The 21,970-nt window shown below is 43.2% G+C and carries 21 protein-coding genes; 13 read left to right on the top strand and 8 right to left on the bottom strand.

Annotated elements, in window-relative coordinates; translation table 11 throughout:
• Positions 1–167: 167 nt before the first annotated feature.
• Together nrdD and nrdG are read left to right on the top strand one after the other, a co-directional pair.
• Positions 168–2,294 (top strand): anaerobic ribonucleoside-triphosphate reductase, encoded by a 2,127-nt coding sequence (nrdD, locus tag J5X96_RS02490; RefSeq protein ID WP_209364164.1) that lies wholly within the window; start codon positions 168–170, stop codon positions 2,292–2,294.
• Between the two features lie 400 nt (positions 2,295–2,694).
• The gene (gene nrdG, locus J5X96_RS02495; RefSeq protein ID WP_209364166.1) at positions 2,695–3,231 is read left to right on the top strand and encodes an anaerobic ribonucleoside-triphosphate reductase-activating protein; all 537 of its coding nucleotides are present in this window, start codon (positions 2,695–2,697) and stop codon (positions 3,229–3,231) included.
• Positions 3,232–3,311: 80 nt separating this feature from the next.
• Here the strand turns inward: nrdG and asnA are convergent, their stop codons facing one another.
• Positions 3,312–4,304, bottom strand: coding sequence for an aspartate--ammonia ligase (gene asnA / locus J5X96_RS02500; protein ID WP_005715731.1), 993 nt, complete (start codon positions 4,302–4,304; stop codon positions 3,312–3,314).
• Positions 4,305–4,475: 171 nt separating this feature from the next.
• On the opposite strand from asnA, the gene asnC reads away from it, so the two are divergent.
• Positions 4,476–4,928 (top strand): transcriptional regulator AsnC, encoded by a 453-nt coding sequence (gene asnC, locus J5X96_RS02505; protein ID WP_005715729.1) that lies wholly within the window; start codon positions 4,476–4,478, stop codon positions 4,926–4,928.
• A gap of 28 nt (positions 4,929–4,956) precedes the next feature.
• The gene (gene udp / locus J5X96_RS02510) at positions 4,957–5,715 is read left to right on the top strand and encodes a uridine phosphorylase (protein ID WP_209364168.1); all 759 of its coding nucleotides are present in this window, start codon (positions 4,957–4,959) and stop codon (positions 5,713–5,715) included.
• A 228-nt stretch (positions 5,716–5,943) separates the two neighbouring features.
• On the opposite strand, the gene J5X96_RS02515 is transcribed toward udp, so the two are convergent.
• The 4 genes from J5X96_RS02515 to greB form a co-directional block, all read right to left on the bottom strand.
• Positions 5,944–6,306 carry a MarR family winged helix-turn-helix transcriptional regulator gene (locus J5X96_RS02515; RefSeq protein WP_232209093.1) on the bottom strand — a complete coding sequence of 121 codons (363 nt, stop codon included), beginning with the start codon at positions 6,304–6,306 and terminating at the stop codon, positions 5,944–5,946.
• Between the two features lie 93 nt (positions 6,307–6,399).
• A complete protein-coding gene (locus J5X96_RS02520) occupies positions 6,400–6,807 on the bottom strand; it encodes a polyketide cyclase (protein WP_209364170.1) in 408 nt (135 codons plus the stop codon).
• Between the two features lie 210 nt (positions 6,808–7,017).
• Complete coding sequence (gene mnmE / locus J5X96_RS02525) at positions 7,018–8,373, bottom strand: tRNA uridine-5-carboxymethylaminomethyl(34) synthesis GTPase MnmE (RefSeq protein WP_209364172.1); 1,356 nt, start codon at positions 8,371–8,373, stop codon at positions 7,018–7,020.
• A gap of 101 nt (positions 8,374–8,474) precedes the next feature.
• Positions 8,475–8,954, bottom strand: coding sequence for a transcription elongation factor GreB (gene greB / locus J5X96_RS02530; protein ID WP_209364181.1), 480 nt, complete (start codon positions 8,952–8,954; stop codon positions 8,475–8,477).
• 112 nt (positions 8,955–9,066) lie between these two features.
• On the opposite strand from greB, the gene J5X96_RS02535 reads away from it, so the two are divergent.
• Positions 9,067–11,382: a Tex family protein gene (locus J5X96_RS02535; protein WP_209364183.1), complete on the top strand. Its 2,316-nt coding sequence runs from the start codon at positions 9,067–9,069 to the stop codon at positions 11,380–11,382.
• 505 nt (positions 11,383–11,887) lie between these two features.
• Here J5X96_RS02535 and J5X96_RS02540 read toward each other — a convergent pair.
• The gene (locus tag J5X96_RS02540) at positions 11,888–12,394 is read right to left on the bottom strand and encodes a DUF2301 domain-containing membrane protein (RefSeq protein WP_209364185.1); all 507 of its coding nucleotides are present in this window, start codon (positions 12,392–12,394) and stop codon (positions 11,888–11,890) included.
• Complete coding sequence (gene lpxH, locus J5X96_RS02545) at positions 12,387–13,118, bottom strand: UDP-2,3-diacylglucosamine diphosphatase (RefSeq protein ID WP_209364187.1); 732 nt, start codon at positions 13,116–13,118, stop codon at positions 12,387–12,389. The genes J5X96_RS02540 and lpxH overlap by 8 nt, the downstream gene beginning before the upstream one ends.
• 108 nt (positions 13,119–13,226) lie before the next feature.
• On the opposite strand from lpxH, the gene J5X96_RS02550 reads away from it, so the two are divergent.
• The 8 genes from J5X96_RS02550 (at position 13,227) to prmA (ending at position 21,047) form a co-directional block, all read left to right on the top strand.
• A complete protein-coding gene (locus tag J5X96_RS02550; RefSeq protein ID WP_209364189.1) occupies positions 13,227–13,979 on the top strand; it encodes a 1-acylglycerol-3-phosphate O-acyltransferase in 753 nt (250 codons plus the stop codon).
• Positions 13,980–15,392, top strand: coding sequence for a multicopper oxidase domain-containing protein (locus J5X96_RS02555; RefSeq protein WP_209364191.1), 1,413 nt, complete (start codon positions 13,980–13,982; stop codon positions 15,390–15,392).
• A 170-nt stretch (positions 15,393–15,562) separates the two neighbouring features.
• Entirely contained in the window at positions 15,563–16,348 is a 786-nt protein-coding gene (locus tag J5X96_RS02560) for a Slam-dependent surface lipoprotein (RefSeq protein WP_209364200.1), read from the top strand.
• A gap of 72 nt (positions 16,349–16,420) precedes the next feature.
• Complete coding sequence (locus J5X96_RS02565) at positions 16,421–17,854, top strand: surface lipoprotein assembly modifier (protein WP_209364752.1); 1,434 nt, start codon at positions 16,421–16,423, stop codon at positions 17,852–17,854.
• 21 nt (positions 17,855–17,875) lie between these two features.
• On the top strand, positions 17,876–18,151 hold the full coding sequence (locus J5X96_RS02570) for a YhdT family protein (protein ID WP_209364209.1): 276 nt from the start codon (positions 17,876–17,878) through the stop codon (positions 18,149–18,151).
• Entirely contained in the window at positions 18,148–19,599 is a 1,452-nt protein-coding gene (panF, locus tag J5X96_RS02575; RefSeq protein ID WP_209364211.1) for a sodium/pantothenate symporter, read from the top strand. The genes J5X96_RS02570 and panF overlap by 4 nt, the downstream gene beginning before the upstream one ends.
• 5 nt (positions 19,600–19,604) lie before the next feature.
• The gene (gene fic / locus J5X96_RS02580) at positions 19,605–20,150 is read left to right on the top strand and encodes a protein adenylyltransferase Fic (RefSeq protein WP_209364213.1); all 546 of its coding nucleotides are present in this window, start codon (positions 19,605–19,607) and stop codon (positions 20,148–20,150) included.
• A gap of 12 nt (positions 20,151–20,162) precedes the next feature.
• Positions 20,163–21,047 carry a 50S ribosomal protein L11 methyltransferase gene (gene prmA / locus J5X96_RS02585; protein ID WP_209364215.1) on the top strand — a complete coding sequence of 295 codons (885 nt, stop codon included), beginning with the start codon at positions 20,163–20,165 and terminating at the stop codon, positions 21,045–21,047.
• 81 nt (positions 21,048–21,128) lie between these two features.
• Here the strand turns inward: prmA and cpdA are convergent, their stop codons facing one another.
• Positions 21,129–21,953 (bottom strand): 3',5'-cyclic-AMP phosphodiesterase, encoded by an 825-nt coding sequence (gene cpdA / locus J5X96_RS02590; protein WP_209364216.1) that lies wholly within the window; start codon positions 21,951–21,953, stop codon positions 21,129–21,131.
• Between the last annotated feature and the right edge of the window lie 17 nt (positions 21,954–21,970).

Below are 21,970 nucleotides of genomic sequence, written 5' to 3' on the forward strand. Positions count from 1 at the left end.
ATCACACCGCCATCACAAAATTTCTCAATAAATCCAAAGACTAACCTTATTCTGTTATACAAACCTTCCTCATTCTCTTATAAAAACACTACATATTGTGTGTTGAATAGTTAAAGATAACTATATATAGTATTGCCAACTTTAATCACACATTATAGGTGGCATACATGGGAACATTCTTCGTCATTAAGCGTGATGGTTCACGCATCGGGTTTGAAATTCAACGCATTATTAATGCCATTAAAAAGGCAGCCCAAGCGGTGGGTATTCAAGATGAACGTTTTTGTCATGATATTGCACAAAAAGTCAGCAATGACATTTTTGCGCATCATCAACAAGAAATTGACATTAGCCACATTCAAAAGATTGTCGAAAATCACCTAATGGCAAGCCAATATCCACAAATTGCGCGCGCTTATATTGAATACCGCCACGAACGTGATATGGCACGTGAAAAACGCAGTCAATTAACCAAAGAAATCGAGGGCCTGATTGAACAAAGTAACGTGGAGTTACTCAATGAAAATGCCAATAAAGACGCCAAAGTGATCCCAACACAGCGGGATTTATTGGCCGGTATCGTGGCGAAACATTATGCTAAACGTTACATTTTGCCGCGCGATGTCGTAGAAGCACATGAAAAAGGTGAAATTCACTATCACGATTTGGATTATTCACCTTTCTTCCCGATGTTTAACTGTATGTTAGTCGACTTAAAAGGCATGTTGACCCATGGTTTTAAAATGGGGAATGCTGAAATTGAACCGCCGAAATCCATTGGCACCGCGACAGCCGTCACCGCCCAAATCATCGCCCAAGTGGCTAGCCATATTTACGGTGGTACTACTATTAACCGCATTGATGAAGTGCTTTCGCCTTATGTGCAGTTAAGCTATGAGAAACACTTGAAAAATGCGGAACAATGGCATATTCCGGATGCACAAGGATATGCGCAAGCCTTGATTGAAAAAGAATGTTTCGATGCCTTCCAGTCTTTGGAATATGAAGTAAACACGCTGCATACTGCCAATGGACAAACACCGTTTGTTACCTTTGGTTTTGGCTTAGGCACAACGTGGCAAGCACGTTTAATTCAAAAATCCATTTTACAAAATCGGATTCGCGGTTTAGGCAAAAACCACAAAACACCGGTATTCCCGAAACTGGTCTTTACTCAACGCAAAGGCGTAAATTTGGAGCCAAACGATCCGAATTACGACATCAAACAACTTGCGTTGGAATGTGCTAGCAAACGGATGTATCCGGATATTCTGAATTACGACCAAGTCGTCAAAGTCACCGGCTCCTTTAAAGCCCCAATGGGCTGCCGCAGTTTCTTAGGCGCTTACGAAGAGGATGGCGAGCAAATCCATGACGGGCGTAACAACCTCGGCGTAGTGAGCCTCAATTTGCCACGTATCGCCATTGAAGCCAAAGGCGATGAAAAACGTTTCTATGACATATTGGATCAACGCTTGGCTTTAGCGAAAAAAGCCTTAATGACCCGCATCGCCCGTTTGGAACACACCAAGGCCCGCGTCGCGCCAATTCTCTACATGGAAGGTGCCTGTGGCGTGCGTTTGAAAGCAGATGATAATGTGGCACAAATCTTCAAAAATGGCCGTGCCTCCATTTCTCTAGGCTATATCGGTATTCACGAAACCATCAATGCGTTGTATCACCAAGGACATATTTACGATGACGAAATGCTACGTGAAAAAGGCCGTGCCATCGTAGAGCATTTAAGTAACGCGGTTAAACAATGGCGCGCCGAAACAGGCTATGCCTTCAGCTTATACTCCACGCCAAGTGAAAATCTGTGCGACCGTTTCTGTCGCCTTGACACCAAACAATTCGGTGTTATCGACGGCGTGACCGACAAAGGCTACTACACCAACAGCTATCACTTGGATGTTGAGAAAAAAGTGAACCCATACGACAAGTTAGACTTTGAAATGGTGTACCCACCATTGGCTAACGGTGGTTTTATTTGCTACGGCGAATACCCGAACATTCAACACAACCTGAAAGCATTAGAAGACGTGTGGAATTACAGCTACGACCGCGTACCTTACTACGGTACCAACACGCCAATCGACGAATGTTATGAATGTGGTTTCACCGGCGAATTTGAATGCACCAGCAAAGGTTTCACCTGCCCGAAATGCGGCAACCACGACAGTGAAAAAGTTTCTGTTACTCGCCGCGTCTGCGGCTACCTCGGCAGCCCAGATGCCCGTCCGTTTAATGCTGGGAAACAGGAAGAGGTGAAGCGTCGGGTTAAACACATGTAATCTTAAGGCGTTGCCAAATCTCCTCTAAGCCCTCTTTTACCCCCTCTTTGCTAAAGAGGGGGATTTTAGGAGCATTATCACGATAAAGTGCGGTCATTTTTTGGGGGAGATATTCAGTCAAAAACATGAAAAAATCTGACCGCACTTTTGCAACGCTCAAATAAAATGGGATTCCCGTATAAGACGCCTGAGCAGCTTGCCATTTTTAGGCAATTTTCGTCTGTTTGAGCGTAGCGAGTTCGAAAATTGCCGTAAAGAAAATGGCAATCAAGCGAAGAACAGCGGCTTATCCGGGTGCACTTTTCTTTGCTTACTTTCTTTTGTGCAAACAAAAGAAAGTGAGTCGCCATCGGCGAAACCCGATATTTAAAAAAGCGAATTTGATTTAAATAAAACAAAAATGAACTACCTCCAATACTATCCCGTCGATATCGTCAACGGCGAAGGCACGCGTTGTACACTGTTTGTCAGCGGCTGTACTCATGGCTGCAAAGGGTGCTACAACCAAAAAAGCTGGTCATTTAGCGCCGGGGTGCCCTTTGGTAGTGAAATGGAAGAACAAATTCTCAAGGATCTCAAAGACACGCGCATTAAGCGACAAGGATTAACCCTTTCCGGGGGAGACCCTTTGCATCCGAGAAACATAGAAGCCCTGCTGCCTTTGGTTCAACGGGTAAAACGAGAATGTCCCGATAAAGACATTTGGGTTTGGACGGGTTACAAATTAGAAGAGTTGGATGAATATCAACGTCAAATGCTGCCTTATATTGACGTGCTCATTGATGGTAAGTTTATTCAAGAACAGGCGGACCCGAGCTTAGTTTGGCGTGGCTCGGCGAACCAAGTGATTCATCGACTAGCGTCAAAAAAACAGACCGCATCTAATATTTCCGACAGCTATTCAGCGGCAGGGCTTATTCAGCGATTTAAGATTTAGAGGCGAAAGTAGAGGCAGGAAAAACAAAAGTGCGGTGGATTTAAAAAACGTTTTTCAAACCTACCGCACTTTTTCATCTATTACAGAATATGTTGATATTCTTCTAACATTTCTTTCGGCCAAACGCTGGATTGCACTTCGCCGATATGTTTTTTACGTAATAACAACATCGCCAAACGAGATTGACCGATACCGCCACCAATACTTAACGGCAATTTGCCTTGCAATAATTCTTGGTGCCAATCCATGTTGAGACGGTCTTCATCACCGGTTAAGCTCACTTGTAAACGTAACGCTGCTTCATCTACACGAATGCCCATTGAAGACAACTCAAAGGCTTTACCAAGCTGGTCGTTCCAAACCAAGATATCTCCGTTCAAGCCTTTGTAGCCATTTTCTGACTCTGTTGTCCAGTCATCATAATCCGGTGCACGTCCATCGTGTGGCTTGCCGTCAGACAATTTGCCGCCGATACCGACTAAGAAAACGGCGCCGTATTCTTTACAAATCGCATTTTCACGTTCTTTGCCGCTCATGTTTGGATAACGTTTCACGAGGTCTTCACTGTGTACGAAAGTAATGTGTTTTGGTAGTACGGACGGAATATCAAAACGGGCTTCCACCGCCAATTCTGTTAAGCGAATCGCACGATAAATCGAATTCACGGTTTCTTTTAAATAGGCGAAATTACGACGACCTTCCGGAATCACTTTCTCCCAGTCCCATTGGTCAACATAAACGGAGTGGGTCGCATCTAACGAATCTTCGTCCGGACGCAACGCTTTCATGTGTACAAACAAGCCTTCGCCTTCTCTAAAATGAAAACGAGCCAATGTATGACGTTTCCATTTTGCCAAAGAGTGAACCACTTCAAACACCGCATTTGGAATTTGTTTTACATGCACTTGAACCGCTTTTTCAATACCGGAAAGGTTATCTTGCATACCATTACCGACTTGGCTAAGAATCGGGCCTTGAACTTCGATGATGCCTAATTGCTCGATGAGGTTTTGAGTAAATGTATTTTTTACAAAACTAATCTCTTGTTGTTGCAAAATAAATGTCTTTTTCATTGTTTTTACCCTATATTATCTAATGTTCCTACATGAATGGCGGAGATTCTCTCTATTCTTTAGGGTTAATGCAACACAATTTAGCCGAAATCAAAGAAATTTCATCATTATTTAAATGACATCTAAAAAATAATATAATTATTTAGAGTTTTTAAAACAAAGGAGTGTGTTATGCACAATATCGACAATTTAGATCAACAAATATTGCGTGTATTAACCAAAGATGCCCGAACCCCTTATGCAGAAATGGCGAAAAATTTTGGTGTTAGCCCCGGCACAATTCATGTTCGGGTGGAAAAAATGCGCCAATCAGGCATTATTGAAGGGACAAAAGTGAAAATCAATGAACGCAAACTGGGTTATGATGTTTGCGGTTTCATTGGCATTATTTTGAAATCGGCAAAAGATTATGACAAAGTGATCAAAAAACTGGAAGCCATTGATGAAGTAGTAGAAGCCTATTACACCACCGGCAATTACTCCATCTTCATTAAAGTCATGACACACACGATTGCCGAACTGCATTTAGTCTTGTCGGCAAAAATTCAATTAATTGATGAGATTCAATCCACAGAAACCTTAATTTCCATGCAGAACCCGATTTTGCGTGATATTAAACCGTAAAAAACAAAGAACAAGAAAGGAGGATGTTATGTCAGAAGTCTTTCACCTTGGCTTAACGAAAGCCATGTTAGATGGGGCTAAATTAGCCATCGTCCCGGGCGCACCGGAGCGTGTGGAACGCATTGCACGCTTATTAGATCGCCCCAAATTCCTCGCCTCCACCCGCGAATTTACCTCTTGGCTCGGCTATATTGAGGAACATGCCGTAGTCGTATGTTCCACCGGTATTGGCGGACCATCGGTTTCCATCGCGGTAGAAGAATTAGCCCAACTCGGTGTGCGTACTTTCTTACGTATCGGCACAACCGGTGCCATCCAACCGCACATTAATGTCGGTGATTTATTAGTCACAACTGGTGCTGTACGTCTTGATGGTGCCAGCCGTCATTTTGCGCCGTTAGAATATCCTGCCGTAGCAAACTTTGAGTGTACCGAAGCCCTTTACAAAGTCGCCAAAGAAGAGGTCGGCGATGCTGTCCATGTGGGTATCACCGCCTCTTCCGACACCTTCTATCCGGGACAAGAACGTTACGACACCTATACCGGCAAAATTTATCGTCATTTCCAAGGTTCATTAAAACAATGGCAAGAACTGAACGTCATGAACTACGAAATGGAATCGGCTACCTTGTTCACCATGTGCTCTGCCCTTGGTTTACGTGCCGGCATGATCGCAGGCGCTATCGTCAACCGCACCCAACAAGAAATCCCGAATGAGGCGACGATTCAATCCACGGAAGAAACCGCCATTCATGTGGTAGTGAAAGCGGCTGGCTTGTTAGTGTAATTTTATCGTCTTACTGATGTAGAAGATCTGTGAGGATCTTCTACATTTATTTATTTGAACGATACGCCTTATCCATCGCCATAATCACTTCACGCACCACTTTTTTCTGCTCCTGTGGCAAATTCAAGAACATTTGAAACAGCGTTTGATCTTAATTGACTTAAATGACTAAATATATAATATGGCAATATCAGAATTTATATTCCTATAGGTTACAAAAAATATTTCTTATTCTTTGTTTAATTTAATGAGAAAATGTTTAAATTGTTCTTCATGACTATTTAGTTTTCCAAAAAATAACTCATCAATTTTCTCAACTAACGGAACAGCTGTTTTTAATATTTCTTCTCCCTTTTTTTTCAACATAACAACTTTTGCTCTGGTATCTCTTGAGTGTTCTTTTCTTTCTACAAAATGATGTTTTTCTAATAAACTCAGTATCTGAGATACCGTCATGACATCTATCTCAGAGAGTTTTGAAATCATAACTTGTGTAACTTCGTTCTCGTTTTGTGATAGATAAGCAAGAGAAGCCAGAACAACAAATTGAGGGTGTGTCAGATTTATTCTCTTCAGCTCCTTTTTTATCATGAGGTGCCATTTATTGTACACCCTCATAAATAACAAGCCGGTTGATTTTTCTGAGTCGTCTTTATATTTCGAGATAAACAAATAGCAATTACCTTATTTTTCTAAGAGATTTTTTAGGATAAATATGGACTGTGGAACGTCTGAAAAAACGTGTTTTAAAAAGTCTAAATGTTGCTCATCTTCATTTTCTAAAATTACAGTATGTTTTATATTTACACTTCCGTCATGATTATCAATTATTTGATGACCGAAAAGGATATCTCCAAAAGGTGTCTCTGTCTTATCCCAAAATTCTTCAAAAGGTTTTACAAGAGTAAGTTGATATTCCATGGGAGGCATCCCTTCAAGTTCCATCGTTCCATATGAACCCGTCTCGAATTTTCCGTTCAGTGTTATATTTTTTAAATCGGTTTCCCAGTGATACCATTTTTCAATATTTGCATAGTAATTCCACACATCTTCTTTTGTGGTTTTAATTTTTAAACTAAAGCTGAATTCCATGATGACTCTCCTATTTTTATAAGTGCACATATTATATATTGATTTATAATATTATCAACAAATTTCTAGTAGGAGTAGGGGCTTTAGATTTTCTAACTAGGAAAATCACTTTTTTCAGTATGTGAAGTTTGTTGTAATCCACTTCTTTTATCGTTCCCGATGAGCGGTTTTAATACCTGAAACGCCACTCAAACCGACCGCACTTTGCCGCTATTTCCCGATACAAAACGAACTAAAAATATTCGTGAGCAAATCATCAGAGGTAAACTGGCCGGTAATTTCACTTAAGGCATCTTGCACCATACGCAACTCTTCCGCCAACAATTCACCGGCATGGAATTGGGTTAATTGAATGTGTCCCGTCTGTAAATGTTGTGCCGCCTGTTCTAAGGCTTCCAAGTGGCGACGGCGTGCTAAGAAGCCCCCTTCGATACCCGTTTGATACCCCATCGCTTGTTTTAAATGCTCACGCAATAAATCCACGCCTTGCTGAGTTTTTGCGGACAAATTGACGACCGTATAACCGTCTTGCTCATATAAACGTTCCGTTTCACCGGTTAAATCCGCTTTGTTGCGAATAAGGGTAACCGGAATAGTGTTCGGTAATTTTGCCAGAAATTCCGACCGCACTTTTATTAAATCTTGTTCGGCATCACTGCTGTCCAGCATCAATAAAATCCGATCCGCCTGTTCAATTTCACTCCATGCACGCGAAATACCAATGCGCTCCACCTCATCTGTCGCATCACGTAACCCCGCAGTATCAATAATATGTAATGGCATGCCATCTAAGTGGATATGTTCTCGCAATACATCCCGCGTAGTACCGGCAATGTCTGTGACAATGGCCGCTTCACGTCCGGCAAGGGCATTCAACAAACTGGACTTACCTGCATTCGGACGGCCTGCAATGACCACTTTCATCCCTTCACGCAAAATAGAACCTTGCTTCGCTTCGGCACGAACCTGGTCCAACTGCGCAATAATGCCATTCAAATGCCCTTCAATTTTGCCATCGGCAAGAAAATCAATCTCTTCATCCGGAAAATCAATCGCCGCCTCCACATAAGTACGCAAATAAATGACGGAATCCACAAGCTGATTCACTTTATTGGAAAACTCGCCTTGCAACGATTTTAGGGCTGAACGAGCCGCCTGTTCGGAACTGGCATCAATTAAATCGGCAATCGCTTCCGCTTGGGCTAAATCCAATTTATCGTTCAAAAATGCCTGCTCAGAAAACTCGCCTGGGCGCGCGAGTCGAATGCCATCAATAAGTAAAATACGCTTTAGCAACAGATCTAATACGACCTGTCCTCCGTGCCCCTGAAGTTCAAGCACGTCTTCACCGGTAAAGGAATTTGGCCCTTTAAAATACAATGCAATCCCTTGATCTAACACGGTGCCATCCGCATCTTTAAAGGGCAAATAATCTGCCATACGTGGTTTGGGGCATTTTCCTAATACCGCTTGTGCCACATCAGTGGCCTTCGGGCCGGATACACGTAAAATGCCAATACCGCCACGCCCCGGCGCAGTGGCTTGAGCAACGATTGTTTCTTTCATAACTATCCTTTTAAAGGTGTTGATTTTTTATCTCAATGTTTTTATATCAATTTTATCTCAATACGTAAAATGCGAAGAAAATTAACCGTACTTTACCTTGGCTAAGCCTTTTCATACCAAATACGATTTACATATAACTGGATTTTACCGGAAGGCGTTTCTACGGTAATTTCATCATCTTGTTCTTTGCCTATTAAGGCGCGAGCTACCGGCGAGTCAATGGAGATCCAGTTTTTTGCCGGATCAAATTCATCACAACCGACAATGCGATACTGTTTGATATCGCCATCTTCATTTTCTAATTCCACCCAGGCGCCAAAGAATACTTTGCCTTCTTGCTTTGGCGAATAATCTACGATTTGTAGCACTTCCAACCGTTTGGTGAGAAAACGCACTCGACGGTCAATTTCGCGTAAGCGACGCTTGCCGTAAATATATTCTGCATTTTCACTGCGATCGCCTAACGCAGCAGCATCAGACACGGCTTGGGTGACTTGTGGGCGTTCTTCTTTCCATAAAAATTTTAATTCCCGATCCAGCACATTCCAGCCTTGTCGGGTGATGTAATTTGACTTTGCCATAATCCTGTCCTCAATTGCCGCAAAATTATACCGAAAAAGGAACAAATATTTGAGCCTCTTGCGCAAAAACAGTATGCTATGCCCGTTTTTTCATTCTTAAGAAGTACATATCATGTTAAACCAGCAAATTAGCCAACTTATCGCGCAAGAGTTAAATGTACGCGATAGTCAAATTCTTGCCGCCATTCAATTATTAGACGATGGCAACACGATTCCTTTTATCGCCCGTTATCGTAAAGAAGCCACCGGCGGCCTAGACGATACACAATTACGTCATTTTGAAACCCGCTTAATTTATTTACGCGAATTGGAAGACCGTCGCCAAACCATTTTGAAATCCATTGAAGAACAAGGCAAATTAACGGATGAATTGAGTGACAAAATCCAAGCCACGCAAAGCAAAACTGAGTTGGAAGATTTGTATTTACCGTTTAAACCAAAACGCCGTACGAAAGGTCAAATTGCCATTGAGGCGGGGCTTGAGCCATTAGCGGATTTACTTTGGAACGAGCCAAAAACAGAACCGGAAACCACCGCACTTGATTATGTGAATGCGGAGAAAGGGGTGGCCGATGTTAAGGCTGCATTAGATGGCGCTCGCTATATTTTGATGGAACGTTTTGCCGAAGATGCAGGATTATTGGCAAAAGTGCGCGATTATTTAAGCAAAAATGCGCTGATTGTTTCTAAAGTGATTGAGGGTAAAGAGGCGGAAGGTACGAAATTCCAAGATTATTTTGATCACCAAGAGCTGCTTAAAAATGTGCCGTCTCATCGTGCTTTGGCGATGTTCCGTGGCCGTAATGAAGGCATTTTACAATTAAGTTTAAATGCGGATCCTGAAGCGGAAGAGGGGAGTCGCCAGAGTTATTGCGAAGAGATTATTCGTGATTATTTAGGTGTTCGTTTTAATGACCAACCTGCCGATAAATGGCGTGAGCAAGTGATTGCTTGGACATGGAAAATTAAAGTGGCCTTGCATTTGGAAACGGAACTTATGGCAACCTTGCGTGAGAAAGCGGAAGATGAAGCTATTGATGTGTTTGCACGAAATCTGACCGCACTTTTAATGGCTGCTCCGGCAGGCGCCAAGAACACGATGGGGTTAGACCCGGGTCTGCGTACCGGTGTGAAAGTGGCCGTGGTAGATAACACCGGTAAGTTATTGGCAACCGATACTATTTATCCGCACACTGGGCAGATGGAGCGTGCGATGTTATCTATTTTCCAATTAATTAAACAACACAACGTGGAATTGATTGCTATCGGAAATGGGACCGCCTCTCGTGAGACAGAGCGTTTCGCCAAAGACGTGATTAAGGAAATTAAAGAACATAAACCACAAACGGTGGTGGTGAGCGAAGCGGGTGCTTCTGTCTATTCCGCTTCCGAATTGGCTGCGCAGGAATTTCCGGATTTGGATGTATCCTTGCGTGGCGCCGTGTCCATTGCCCGTCGTTTGCAGGATCCGTTGGCAGAATTGGTGAAAATCGAGCCGAAAGCCATTGGCGTGGGGCAGTATCAACATGATGTGAATCAAAGCCAATTAGCGCGTAAATTGGATGCGGTGGTGGAAGACTGTGTAAATGCCGTAGGTGTGGACTTAAACACCGCCTCTGTGCCGTTATTAGCCCGTGTAGCGGGGATGACTAAAACGATTGCTCAAAATATTGTGGTATATCGTGATGAAAACGGGCGTTTTGACAGTCGCGAGCAACTGAAAAAAGTCCCGCGTTTAGGCCCGAAAGCCTTTGAACAATGCGCCGGGTTTATGCGTATCGCTGCAGGCAACAATCCGTTAGATGCATCGGGTGTACATCCGGAAGCCTATCCTGTGGTGGAAAAAATTCTGCAAGCAACGGAACAATCGATTCAGGATTTAATGGGCAATGCAGGCTTAGTGCGCCAGCTTGATGCAAAACAGTTTACCGATGAGCAATTTGGTTTACCGACTGTTCAGGATATTTTCAAAGAATTGGAAAAACCGGGACGTGACCCGCGCGGTGAATTTAAAACCGCAACCTTTGCTGAGGGCGTGGAAGAAATCACAGATTTGAAAGCCGGCATGATCTTAGAAGGTACGGTAACCAACGTGACTAATTTTGGTGCCTTTGTGGATATTGGTGTACATCAAGACGGCTTGGTTCATATTTCTTCCATCAGCGATAAATTTGTGGAAGATCCGCATAAAGTGGTGAAAACCGGCGATGTCGTGAAAGTGAAAGTATTGGAAGTGGATGTGGCGCGTCGTCGTATTGCATTAACTATGCGTTTAGATGAAAGTGCGGTGAAAAATGATGGCAAATCTGACCGCACTTTATCCGCAAAATCGCGTTCTGATAATGCTCGTCAAGACCGTAACAATTCGCGAGCAAATAATGCAATGGGCAATGCTTTTGCGGATGCGCTGAAGAATTGGAAGAAGTAACGCCTAGGACGGCAAGAAGGCTAATCAGTTGATTAGCCTGTTTTTTTATTATAGCCAGCCAAAGTCTGGCTATAAAAACCATACGCTATGCGTATGGAGCCAAATAGCTTAAGCGATGAACAGAAAAAAATCCTCGCGATATAATGAACAAGGCTGACAACCAAAATTCAACATATAGGAGGATTATTTACCCCTCGTAGCGTGCAACTTGTTGCACGAATGATTAAAGCATTAACCTCGATGCGTAATTCACGATTTTGTGCGTAGCGTGCATCTTGATGCACGACCAAATTACACACAAAACATTATTTAACTCTTTCGGGTATTCACGATTTCGTGCAACAAGTTGCACGCTACGATTCACTAAAATAGTGATATGAAAATAAACACGGTTACCTGTTTTCACAAGCCCCTTGAGTGGCTTGTGAAGTATAGGTCCTTATAGGAGAGCCTAAAAACCGCACGTTTTACGTGCGGATTGTTATTTGTGTGTTGGAGATAGGAATTACACCTGATATTTCGTTTTATCGCCAATGTCAAAATGCAACGGCATGCGCCATTTTTGAATGCTTAATAGCAAAATGAGAATACCGGTCACAAAGCATAATAAAGTGCTTAACCAAGTGATATTGAATAATAAGGCAAACCATAACACCGCAAAAAATATCGGTTGTAGATTTAAGGCAAAGACACGGAAGCAAAAATATTCTTTATAACTTAATCCGCCGAGCACCAAAAATGCTGCGCCCAGCGCTAGTTGCGGAAACTCTAACACTTGGCAGAGCAAGCCCACCCACATGGCAAATTGAAAAATATAACGGAAGTTTTTCATATATAAATGCACGCAAGCGGCACATAAGGTCGCTGCGATAAGCAAACCAACGTGTGCGGTTGCGGGATACCAAGGCAGCATAAACAACATTGGAACAGCAAGAACGAAGCCCAAGCGATAAATGATTACGGTTGCGTAATCCCAACCATCCATAGGCGATTTAATATGTGGATCAGCCATTTTTTCTCCTTAACGTATCATTAATAAATTCGATTGAATGGGGCGTGACTTCTAAAAGGGAAGCGGTTTCTCCCCAATCACCCAGCACGATACGATGAAAGTGCGGTGGAATTTCATGGTGTTTTTGACGGTGCGTATGTCCGTGAATCATTTGCGTTACATGAAATTGCACAAACATTTGCTGCACAAAAACGGCATTCACATCCATGATTTCCGTCGATTTTAATTGTTTATCTTGGCGGCTTTTCGCGCGAATTTTCTCTGCAATTTTTAACCGCACTTTTAACGGTAAATGTAAGAACAGCCACTGGCGCCATTTTTGATGAACTTTTTTGCGATATTGTTGATATTTCACATCGTCTACGCAAAGGGTGTCGCCGTGACATAAAAGGGTGGGGGTGCCGTATAAATCAATGACTTGATAAGTTGGCAGTAACGTCAGCCCGCACGCCTTGGCAAATTTTTTACCAATCAAAAAATCCCGGTTACCATGCTGGAAATAGCATGGCACGCCTTGTTCTGTCAGATGTCTGATGAGCTGTTGCACTTCGCTGATGAGATCGGATTGTTCATCATCGCCAATCCAAAAATCAAATAAATCGCCCAAAATATAGAGTTTTTCTGCTTCTGGCGCTTGTTCTTGCATAAATTGACGAAACAGGGCGAATAAGTGCGGTCGATTTTCGGAGAGATGTAAATCCGCAATAAAATAGGTTTTTTGCATAGCAATTCAATTAAAAATTTTTTGATTAGATTAGCACATTTCATCGTTATGAATACACTTAACGGGCTAATTTCGTTATACTTACGCAAATTTTTAAGAGGCTTTATCATGCTAAAAATCGCCAGAATTTTCATCATTGTGATTTGTTGTATTCTGATTTGTATCCTGGGTACGCTTTATTCCTTCATTCGTTTCCGTAATCCGAGTAATGTGGGCATTTTTGCCCGTTGGTTTGGACGGTTACATCCACTCTTTGGGCTGAAAGTGGAACATCGTTTCCCGGCGAATGCCGATAAAGTGGGTCGTTGTATTTATATCGGCAACCATCAAAATAACTACGATATGGTAACCATTTCTTACATGGTCATGCCTCGTACAGTGAGCGTCGGCAAGAAGAGTCTGATTTGGGTGCCGTTTTTCGGGATTTTATATTGGGCAACGGGCAATATTTTTCTCGATCGTGATAACCGTTCTAAAGCGCATAACACCATGTCGGAATTAGCGCGTCGTATTAATGAAGATAATCTGTCCATTTGGATGTTCCCGGAAGGAACACGCAGTCGCGGACGCGGGTTATTGCCGTTCAAAACCGGAGCATTCCACGCTGCGATTGCCGCCGGCGTACCCATTGTGCCGGTCGTTTGCTCGACAACCCATAATAAAATCGATTTAAACCGTTGGGATAATGGCACGGTGATTTGTGAAATGCTGGAACCTATTGATGTGTCCGGCTACAGCCGTGAAAATGTGCGCGAATTAGCGGAATATTGTCATGATGTGATGCAAAATCGCATTGCGGAATTGGATCGTGAAATCGCACAAAAAGCCATTGAACAGAAAAACGAGAATAAGCAGGCCTAAATGAAACATTGCTCCCGTCGTCAGCTGTTGAAAACAACCTTATTTTCCACCGCACTTTTTAGTGTACCGGTGCCCTTGCTGGCGGCAACACGCCCGGCATTGACAATTCCGCCGCTGTTTGAGGCACGGCGAGGCAAGCCAATTTTTCTGAATATGCAAAATACCCAAGCACCGCTATTGTCCGGAAAACGCACGGAAGTCTGGGGCTTTAACGGCAGTTATTTAGGGCCAACCATTAAAATTAAGAAAGACGATTTTGCCAAACTGAATTGGAAAAATAATTTACCGCAATTTGTCGCGATGAATATCCAAGGTTTGCAAGCCTCGAGCGAGTTGCTCGGTGGCATTGCGAAAAACTTACAAAAAGGCGAAACCTGGTCACCGATCATTCCCATTACGCAAGCGCCGTCCACCTGTTGGTATCATGCCTGCACCCTTGCCAGCTCAGCGTATCAAACGTATCGTGGGTTAGTTGGATTATGGATTATCGAAGATAAAGAAAGTTTGAAATTGGGATTGCCACAAAAATATGGTGTGGACGACATTCCGTTGATTCTCCAAGATATGCAACTGAACGGTGAGGGCGCGCAACTCTTCCAACAAAATCAAGGCAGTTTTGTCGGTGAGCGTTTGTTTGTTAATGGTCAAGAAGCGCCTTATCTCACGGTACCACGCGGCTTAGTGCGCCTACGTCTCCTTAACGCCTCGCTTTCCCGCACCTATGAATTACGTTTTGATGACGAGCGGGAATTTACGCTCATTGCACAAGATCTCGGTTTCTTGCCGCAAGGTCAAAAACGCAATGTCGTTACACTCGCGCCAAGTGAGCGTGTGGAAATTTTGGTGGACTTAAATGACGGTGAAAATGTGAGTCTCATTACCGGTAAAAAACGCGGTATTTTAGATAACATCAGTCATTTCTTTGGTTCTGACGGTGAGTTAATTGATAATCGCATTTTAGAACTGCGTCCGGAAGGCCTTGCCGGCGCCTTTGAGAAAAAAGAACAGACTTGGCAATTTAACACGGATGCGCCGAGTTTGCTGTCGGCTAACGTTCAACAAGAACGCACGTTTTATCTGGATACCAACAATGCCACCATAAACCAAAAACGCTTTGATCCGCGCCGCTTGGATGTTTCCGCAACACTCGGTAGCGTAGAACGCTGGCACCTCAGTGCCTCCTCTCCGGTCGGTTTTAATGTGGTCGGCGCAAAATTTATTGTCGAATCTGTGAATGACAAGCCGTTAGCACAAAACGAAATCGGCTGGAAAGATAGCGTACTCATCAATGGAAACCTGTCTCTTTTAGTGAAATTTGAAAATACGTCCTCCAATAATTATCCGTTCACGTTTGGTGCGTCTGATTTAATGTTGGCAGACAAAGGCTGTATGGGATTGATGTTGGTGCAGTAGTCTTCTTTAAGGATGTTTTCTTTACATTTTATTTACATAAAGAGACTTCATTTTTGAAATTGATATGCTATAGTCAGCCGGCTTTGATGTTTTACGCCAAGCAAATGGTCGATATGCATCGTTTTTTGCATTCGTTTAACTTTTAAATCTTATTACTTAGAGGTCCTTTTATGAAGAACGCTATTGTAAAATTCAGTTTAACGGCATTAGCCGCATTCACGTTAGCTGCTTGTGGGAGCAGTGGTGGTAGCAGTGATAATACTGCTGCACCAAGCAATGAACAAAAAACACAGGCAACGCCATCTAAAACCAATTTGCCAACACAAAATTCAACTAAGGCAAATCAAACCGTTACAGGTTCAGCTTTTGTTATCTCTGAACAAGATAACAAGGTTCAAGTCAAAAATGTTAAATTCAATAACGCAAATATAAATCAATTAGAGGTTGATGGCCAAACGATTACACTTACTTACCCTGGCATTTACGCAGGTAGCTGGCAACGTATAAATAATACAGCCGTATGTTGTGGTAAGTATGCCAATGTCCGTATGGGCGTATCTTTAAGCAAGGGTCCGACTGAGAAAGATATTCTGTTCTATAATGGTGCTCCAACCCAAAATATGCCTGTAACCGGTTTGGCGTCGTATAAAGGCGATAGTATTATTTCGTCAGATGATATTAGCGATGATTCTGATGCGGTAGCCGGTCAATCTTCTTTTGATGTTGATTTTGGTGCGAAGACGCTAAGCGGTTCTATTACAGCCAACAATGTACCAACCATTAATATTAGTGCGAATATTTCCGGTAATAGCTTTGAGGGCACGGCTAAATCGACAAAATTGACTGATGGCGCAGTTGAAGGTAAGTTTTATGGCAATAATGCGGTAGAATTAGGCGGCTTGGCAAAAGCAAATGATAATTCATGGGGCGCCGGTTTTGTTGGTAAGAAACAGTAATCTCCCCGAGTGAACAATAAAGCAAGCCATGTGCTTGCTTTATTTATTTGAATATATGGTTAAAACGATATGATGAAATTACCCTTATCTTTTGGAATTGCGATTGGCGTATTCGTGTCTGCTTCAGCAGCGGCAGAAATTGCTGCACCAAAGAACGCATCGCCTGAAGAACATTTAAAGCTGGCGAGCCCTCAATTGCCTCAACATGACGTTGTAGAGACCTCCACTTCAAAAGAACATACCCTGTCTATTACAAAAGAAGAACTTGCCAAACGACCGGATTTGATTATCCGTGGCCTGATTCCGGCATTGCTACAAAGCCATGCGGAGGCAGTGGCATTGTTGTTGCCCTTATACAAAAATTTGCCACAACAAGATCCTTTTTTGGTGGCTTGGGGCGAGGCTATGATGGCAACGCATCAAGGGAATTATGCCTCAGCGGTGCAGCAATATCGTGAATTATTTGCAAAACATCCTGAAGTTTTACCATTGCGTTATCAATTAGCCCATGCGTTATTTTTGAATAACGATAATGAAGCGGCGAAAGATCAATTCCAAAAACTTCGTGCGGAAGTGAATGATGCCTCATCGCAGCAAATGATCGATCAGTATTTAACCGCAATTAACCAACGAGATCAGTGGAAAATCAACGGCGGCATCAGTTTCTTAAATGAATCCAATATTAATAATGCGCCAAAAGCCGGCACCCGTATTGGTGCGTGGAAAGCTTGGGAGCGAGAACAGGCGCATGGGCTGTCTTATTATGTCGGAGCCGAAAAAAAATGGTCGTTGCCTCATCAGTTTTTTGCGAAACTGGTTTTAGATGGGCAAGGCAAATATTATTGGGATAACAAAAAATATAACGAATTTAATGCCCGAATCGGTGCAGGCCTGGGTTATCAAACGGCAAATACTGAACTTGCCTTAGTGCCTTTCACAGAACGACGTTGGTATTCCGGTGGATCGTCCGGCAGTGATGCCATGAAACAATATTCTAAAAATTCCGGTGTGCGTGTTGATGTGACCCATTGGCTCAATAAATCATGGCAAATTTCGACCGCACTTGAATATGGTGAGCAGCGTTATGCCACGCGTAAACATTTAAATGGCAATAATTATTTGTGGTCGAATACGCTCTTATTTTTACCTTACAGCGGACAATATTGGTATATCGGTGCGGATTATAATCGCGAAAATACACGTGATCGTGATAATGCCTATCAACGTAAAAACGTGCGTTTAGGTTGGGTGCAAGAATGGCCGTTGGGCATTTCCAGTCGTCTTTCTGTCGCTTATGCAAGACGAGCGTATAAAGGGGAAGATTTACTTGGCATTCGTCAAAAAAACAAGGAATATCAAACCAATGTCACTTTATGGCATCGTAACGTGTATTTCTGGGGTATTACGCCGAAAATTACCTGGTCGTACCAAAAAAATGACAGTAATCATCCGTTTTATCGCTATGATAAAAATCGGATTTATTTAGAAATGAGTAAAACGTTTTAATCATGGATTGAGGCAACGATCATGACGTTACAACAACGCTATCAACAAGCAACAAAGGAAGCCCGTTGGGCATTAGGTTTAACCCTGCTTTATGTGATTGGGTGGTGCTTATGTGCTTACTTGCCGAAAGGCACACAAGGTCCTATTGGCTTTCCGCTGTGGTTTGAACTTGCCTGTATTTACCTGCCGATGCTGTTTATTGTGGTGGCGTATTGGTTGATTAAAATTGTGTTTCAAGATATTCCGCTGGATGTGGAACAGAAAAATCAAGATATGACAATGGAGCGTCATCAATGAACCTAGGGATTATTTTTCCGCTCGTCATTTATTTAGCCTTTGTCTTCGGGGCGGCGATTTATGCTTATGTGAAACGTCAAAAAGGCGGGGATTTTCTTTCCGAATATTATGTCGGTAACCGTTCTATGACGGGCTTCGTGCTCGCTATGACGACTGCCTCCACCTATGCCAGTGCGAGTTCTTTTATCGGTGGCCCCGGTGCGGCGTATAAATACGGCTTAGGCTGGGTTTTGCTTGCCATGATCCAAGTACCGGCGGTGTGGTTGGCGCTTGGTGCGCTAGGGAAAAAATTTGCCTTGCTTTCACGCGAAACTAACGCCTTGACCATCAATGATTTATTGCTTTATCGCTATAAAAACAAATATTTAGTGTGGATTGCCTGTGTTGCGTTGTTGATCGCGTTCTTTGCGGCGATGACCGTGCAATTTATCGGTGGCGCCCGTTTGTTGGAAACTACCATCGGCATTCCTTACACCCAAGCCTTGTTAATTTTCGCTTTAACCGTGGGGATTTATACCTTCATCGGTGGTTTCCGTGCCGTGGTGTTAACGGACACGATTCAAGGTACTGTCATGATTCTCGGCACGATAGTGTTATTGGTCGGCGTGATTTATCAGGTAGGCGGCGTAGAAAGTGCGGTCAAAAAATTAACTGAAATTGACCCAAGCCTCGTCAGCCCGTACGGACCAAATGAGATGCTGGATTTCCAATTTATGGCGTCCTTCTGGATTTTGGTTTGCTTCGGTGTGGTCGGCTTGCCGCACACGGCCGTGCGTTGCATGGCGTTTAAAGACAGCAAAGCCCTGCACAATGGTATGTTGATCGGCACGATCGTGTTGACGATTATCATGTTCGGTATGCACTTGGCAGGAGCATTGGGGCGCGCCATCGTGCCGGATTTAACGGTGTCGGACAAAGTGATTCCGACCCTGATGTTACAAGTGTTGCCGCCGATTGTCGCGGGGATTTTCCTTGCAGCACCAATGTCGGCGATTATGTCCACGGTAGATGCACAACTGATTCAATCGTCTTCTATTTTTGTAAAAGACTTGTATTTGGCGGCAAAACCACAGGCAGTGCAAAATCAAAAACGGATTGGTCGAATTTCCTCCGTTATTACGTTAATTTTGACCGCACTTTTAATTTTCGCTTCTCTTAATCCGCCGGATATGATCATTTGGCTGAACCTGTTTGCCTTTGGTGGACTTGAAGCCGCATTTTTGTGGGTTATTGTTCTTGGACTTTACTGGGACAAAGCCAATGCTTACGGTGCGGTTAGCTCCATGTTGGTTGGCTTGGTTTCGTTTATTTTATTTACCCAATTTGGTATTAAACTTTTTGGCTTCAACCCGATTGTGCCAGCGTTAGTCTTCGGCTTAGCGGCATTTTTGATGGGGAATAAAATTGGAGAGAAGCGCCATTCAAAGTGCGGTGAAAATGACAGGTAAAATACATGAAAAAAATCGATCAAAAAAGCTTAGAAAATGCTTACCGCTTGTTTGAAACGAATGATATTCAGCAAATTGAAGTGGGAACAACACGGGGATTGCAGCAAATTCACCGCTATTTATTTCAAGATTTGTATGATTTTGCCGGCGTGATTCGAGAACAAAATATTTCCAAAGGCAATTTTCGTTTTGCTAATTCGTTGTATTTAAAAGAAGCCTTGGGCAAAATCGAGCAAATGCCGGAAACGACATTTGAAGAGATTATTAATAAATACGTTGAAATGAATATTGCGCATCCTTTTTTAGAGGGCAATGGTCGTTCAACAAGGATTTGGTTGGATTTAATCTTAAAGAAAAATTTAGGCAAAGTCGTAAATTGGCAAAATGTCGATAAAACCTTGTATTTGCAGGCAATGGAGCGTAGTCCGATTAATGATTTAGAAATCCGTTTTTTATTGCAAAATAATTTAACGGGTGATGTGGATAATCGTGAAATTATTTTTAAAGGCATTGAGCAATCCTACTACTACGAAGGTTATGAAAAAGAATAAAAGGATAAACACATGGCTTGGATTCAAATTCGCCTAAACAGTACTAACGAAAAGGCAGAGCAAATCAGTGATTTTTTAGAAGAGATCGGATCGGTGTCCGTCACCTTCATGGACAGCCAAGATACGCCGATTTTTGAACCGTTACCGGGAGAAACACGGCTTTGGGGTAACACGGACGTGATTGCTTTGTTTGATGCGGAAACCGATATGAATGTGGTGGTGGATGCACTTAAACAGGCGAACCATTTAGAGGAACATACCGCCTATAAAATCGAACAAATCGAAGACAAAGACTGGGAGCGCGAGTGGATGGATAATTTCCATCCAATGCAATTCGGTAAGCGTTTGTGGATTTGCCCAAGTTGGCGCGACGTGCCGGATCCGAATGCCGTGAACGTGATGCTTGATCCGGGCTTGGCGTTTGGTACGGGGACGCACCCGACCACCGCGCTTTGTTTGGAATGGCTTGATAGTTTAGATTTAAAAGATAAAACGGTGATCGACTTTGGTTGTGGTTCCGGTATTTTAGCCATTGCGGCATTGAAGTTAGGCGCGAAAAGTGCGGTCGGTATTGATATCGATCCGCAAGCGATTTTAGCCAGCCGCAACAATGCGGAACAAAACGGTGTGGCGGATCGTTTGCAACTGTTTTTATCCGATGCAAAACCGTCGGACTTGAAAGCCGATGTGGTGGTGGCGAATATTCTGGCGGGGCCGTTAAAGGAGCTTTACCCGGTGATTAGCCAGTTAGTGAAACCCAACGGAGATTTAGGCTTGTCGGGCATTTTAGCTACACAAGCGCAATCCGTGTGCGATGCCTACGCCGAGCGTTTTGTGCTCGAGCCGGTGGCAGAGCGCGAAGAGTGGTGTCGAATTACCGGTAAGTTAAAGGCATAATGCGTAATAAACGTCAGTAGGTGATAAAAAAGTGCGGTGGAAAAATATCACGTTTTTTCACCGCACTTGGTTTTTGAGAGGCTAGTAACCGCTTTCCTGAAAATTCGGCAAGAATGAAGCCTGCTGAATCCGCTTGACGCGGGTCTCAATACGCCCGTCTGCATAGAGCTCGATTTCACGCCAGCCCGGCTGAAGGGTATCAAGCGTAAAGCTGTTGCAGTCCGGTTTAAATTGCACACAGGTGGAAGGGGTGGCCATGACACGGTAGCCATGCCATGTGCTATCTGCCTGTTGATGAATATGACCATATAATAGGGCTTTAACGCGTGGAAATGGCGCTAACACGCCGGCTAATTCATGAGGATTGCGCAAATTATGCTGATCCAACCAAGCTGAGCCGGTTGACAGCAAATGGTGATGCAACACAACAAGGGCATAGCGTTGAGGGTGCGCCTCTAACTTTGTTTTTAACCATGCCAGTGTTTCCGGTTCAAGTTGACCGTGCGGCACGCCTTGTACTTGGCTATCTAATAATAGGATTTGCCAATGTTCCCCTAATAAGAGGTGCTTTCCGGCATTGACGTTGCCTTGGGTGAGATGCTCAACCATTTTAGGCTGAAAGTCATGATTTCCCGGAATCCAAAACACCATTTTTTCTAGCGATTTTACATTGTCGCAAAAGCGTAAATAACCTTCATCACTGCCGTCTTGTACCAAATCCCCTGTCGCGAGCACGAGATCATAGGTATAGTGGGCTTGTTGGATCTCAGTGAGTACTTGCGAAAAACTGGCTTGTGTATTAATTCCCAACAATTCCCCGTTGATGTCCTTGAATAAATGAGGATCCGTAATTTGTATAATACGAAAGACCTCTTGTTGGGCGTGATATTGATAGGTATTTAACAAAGTAAACTCCTCATATT

The sequence above is a fragment of the Aggregatibacter sp. 2125159857 genome, from assembly GCF_017798005.1.
Classification (GTDB): Bacteria; Pseudomonadota; Gammaproteobacteria; order Enterobacterales; family Pasteurellaceae; genus Aggregatibacter.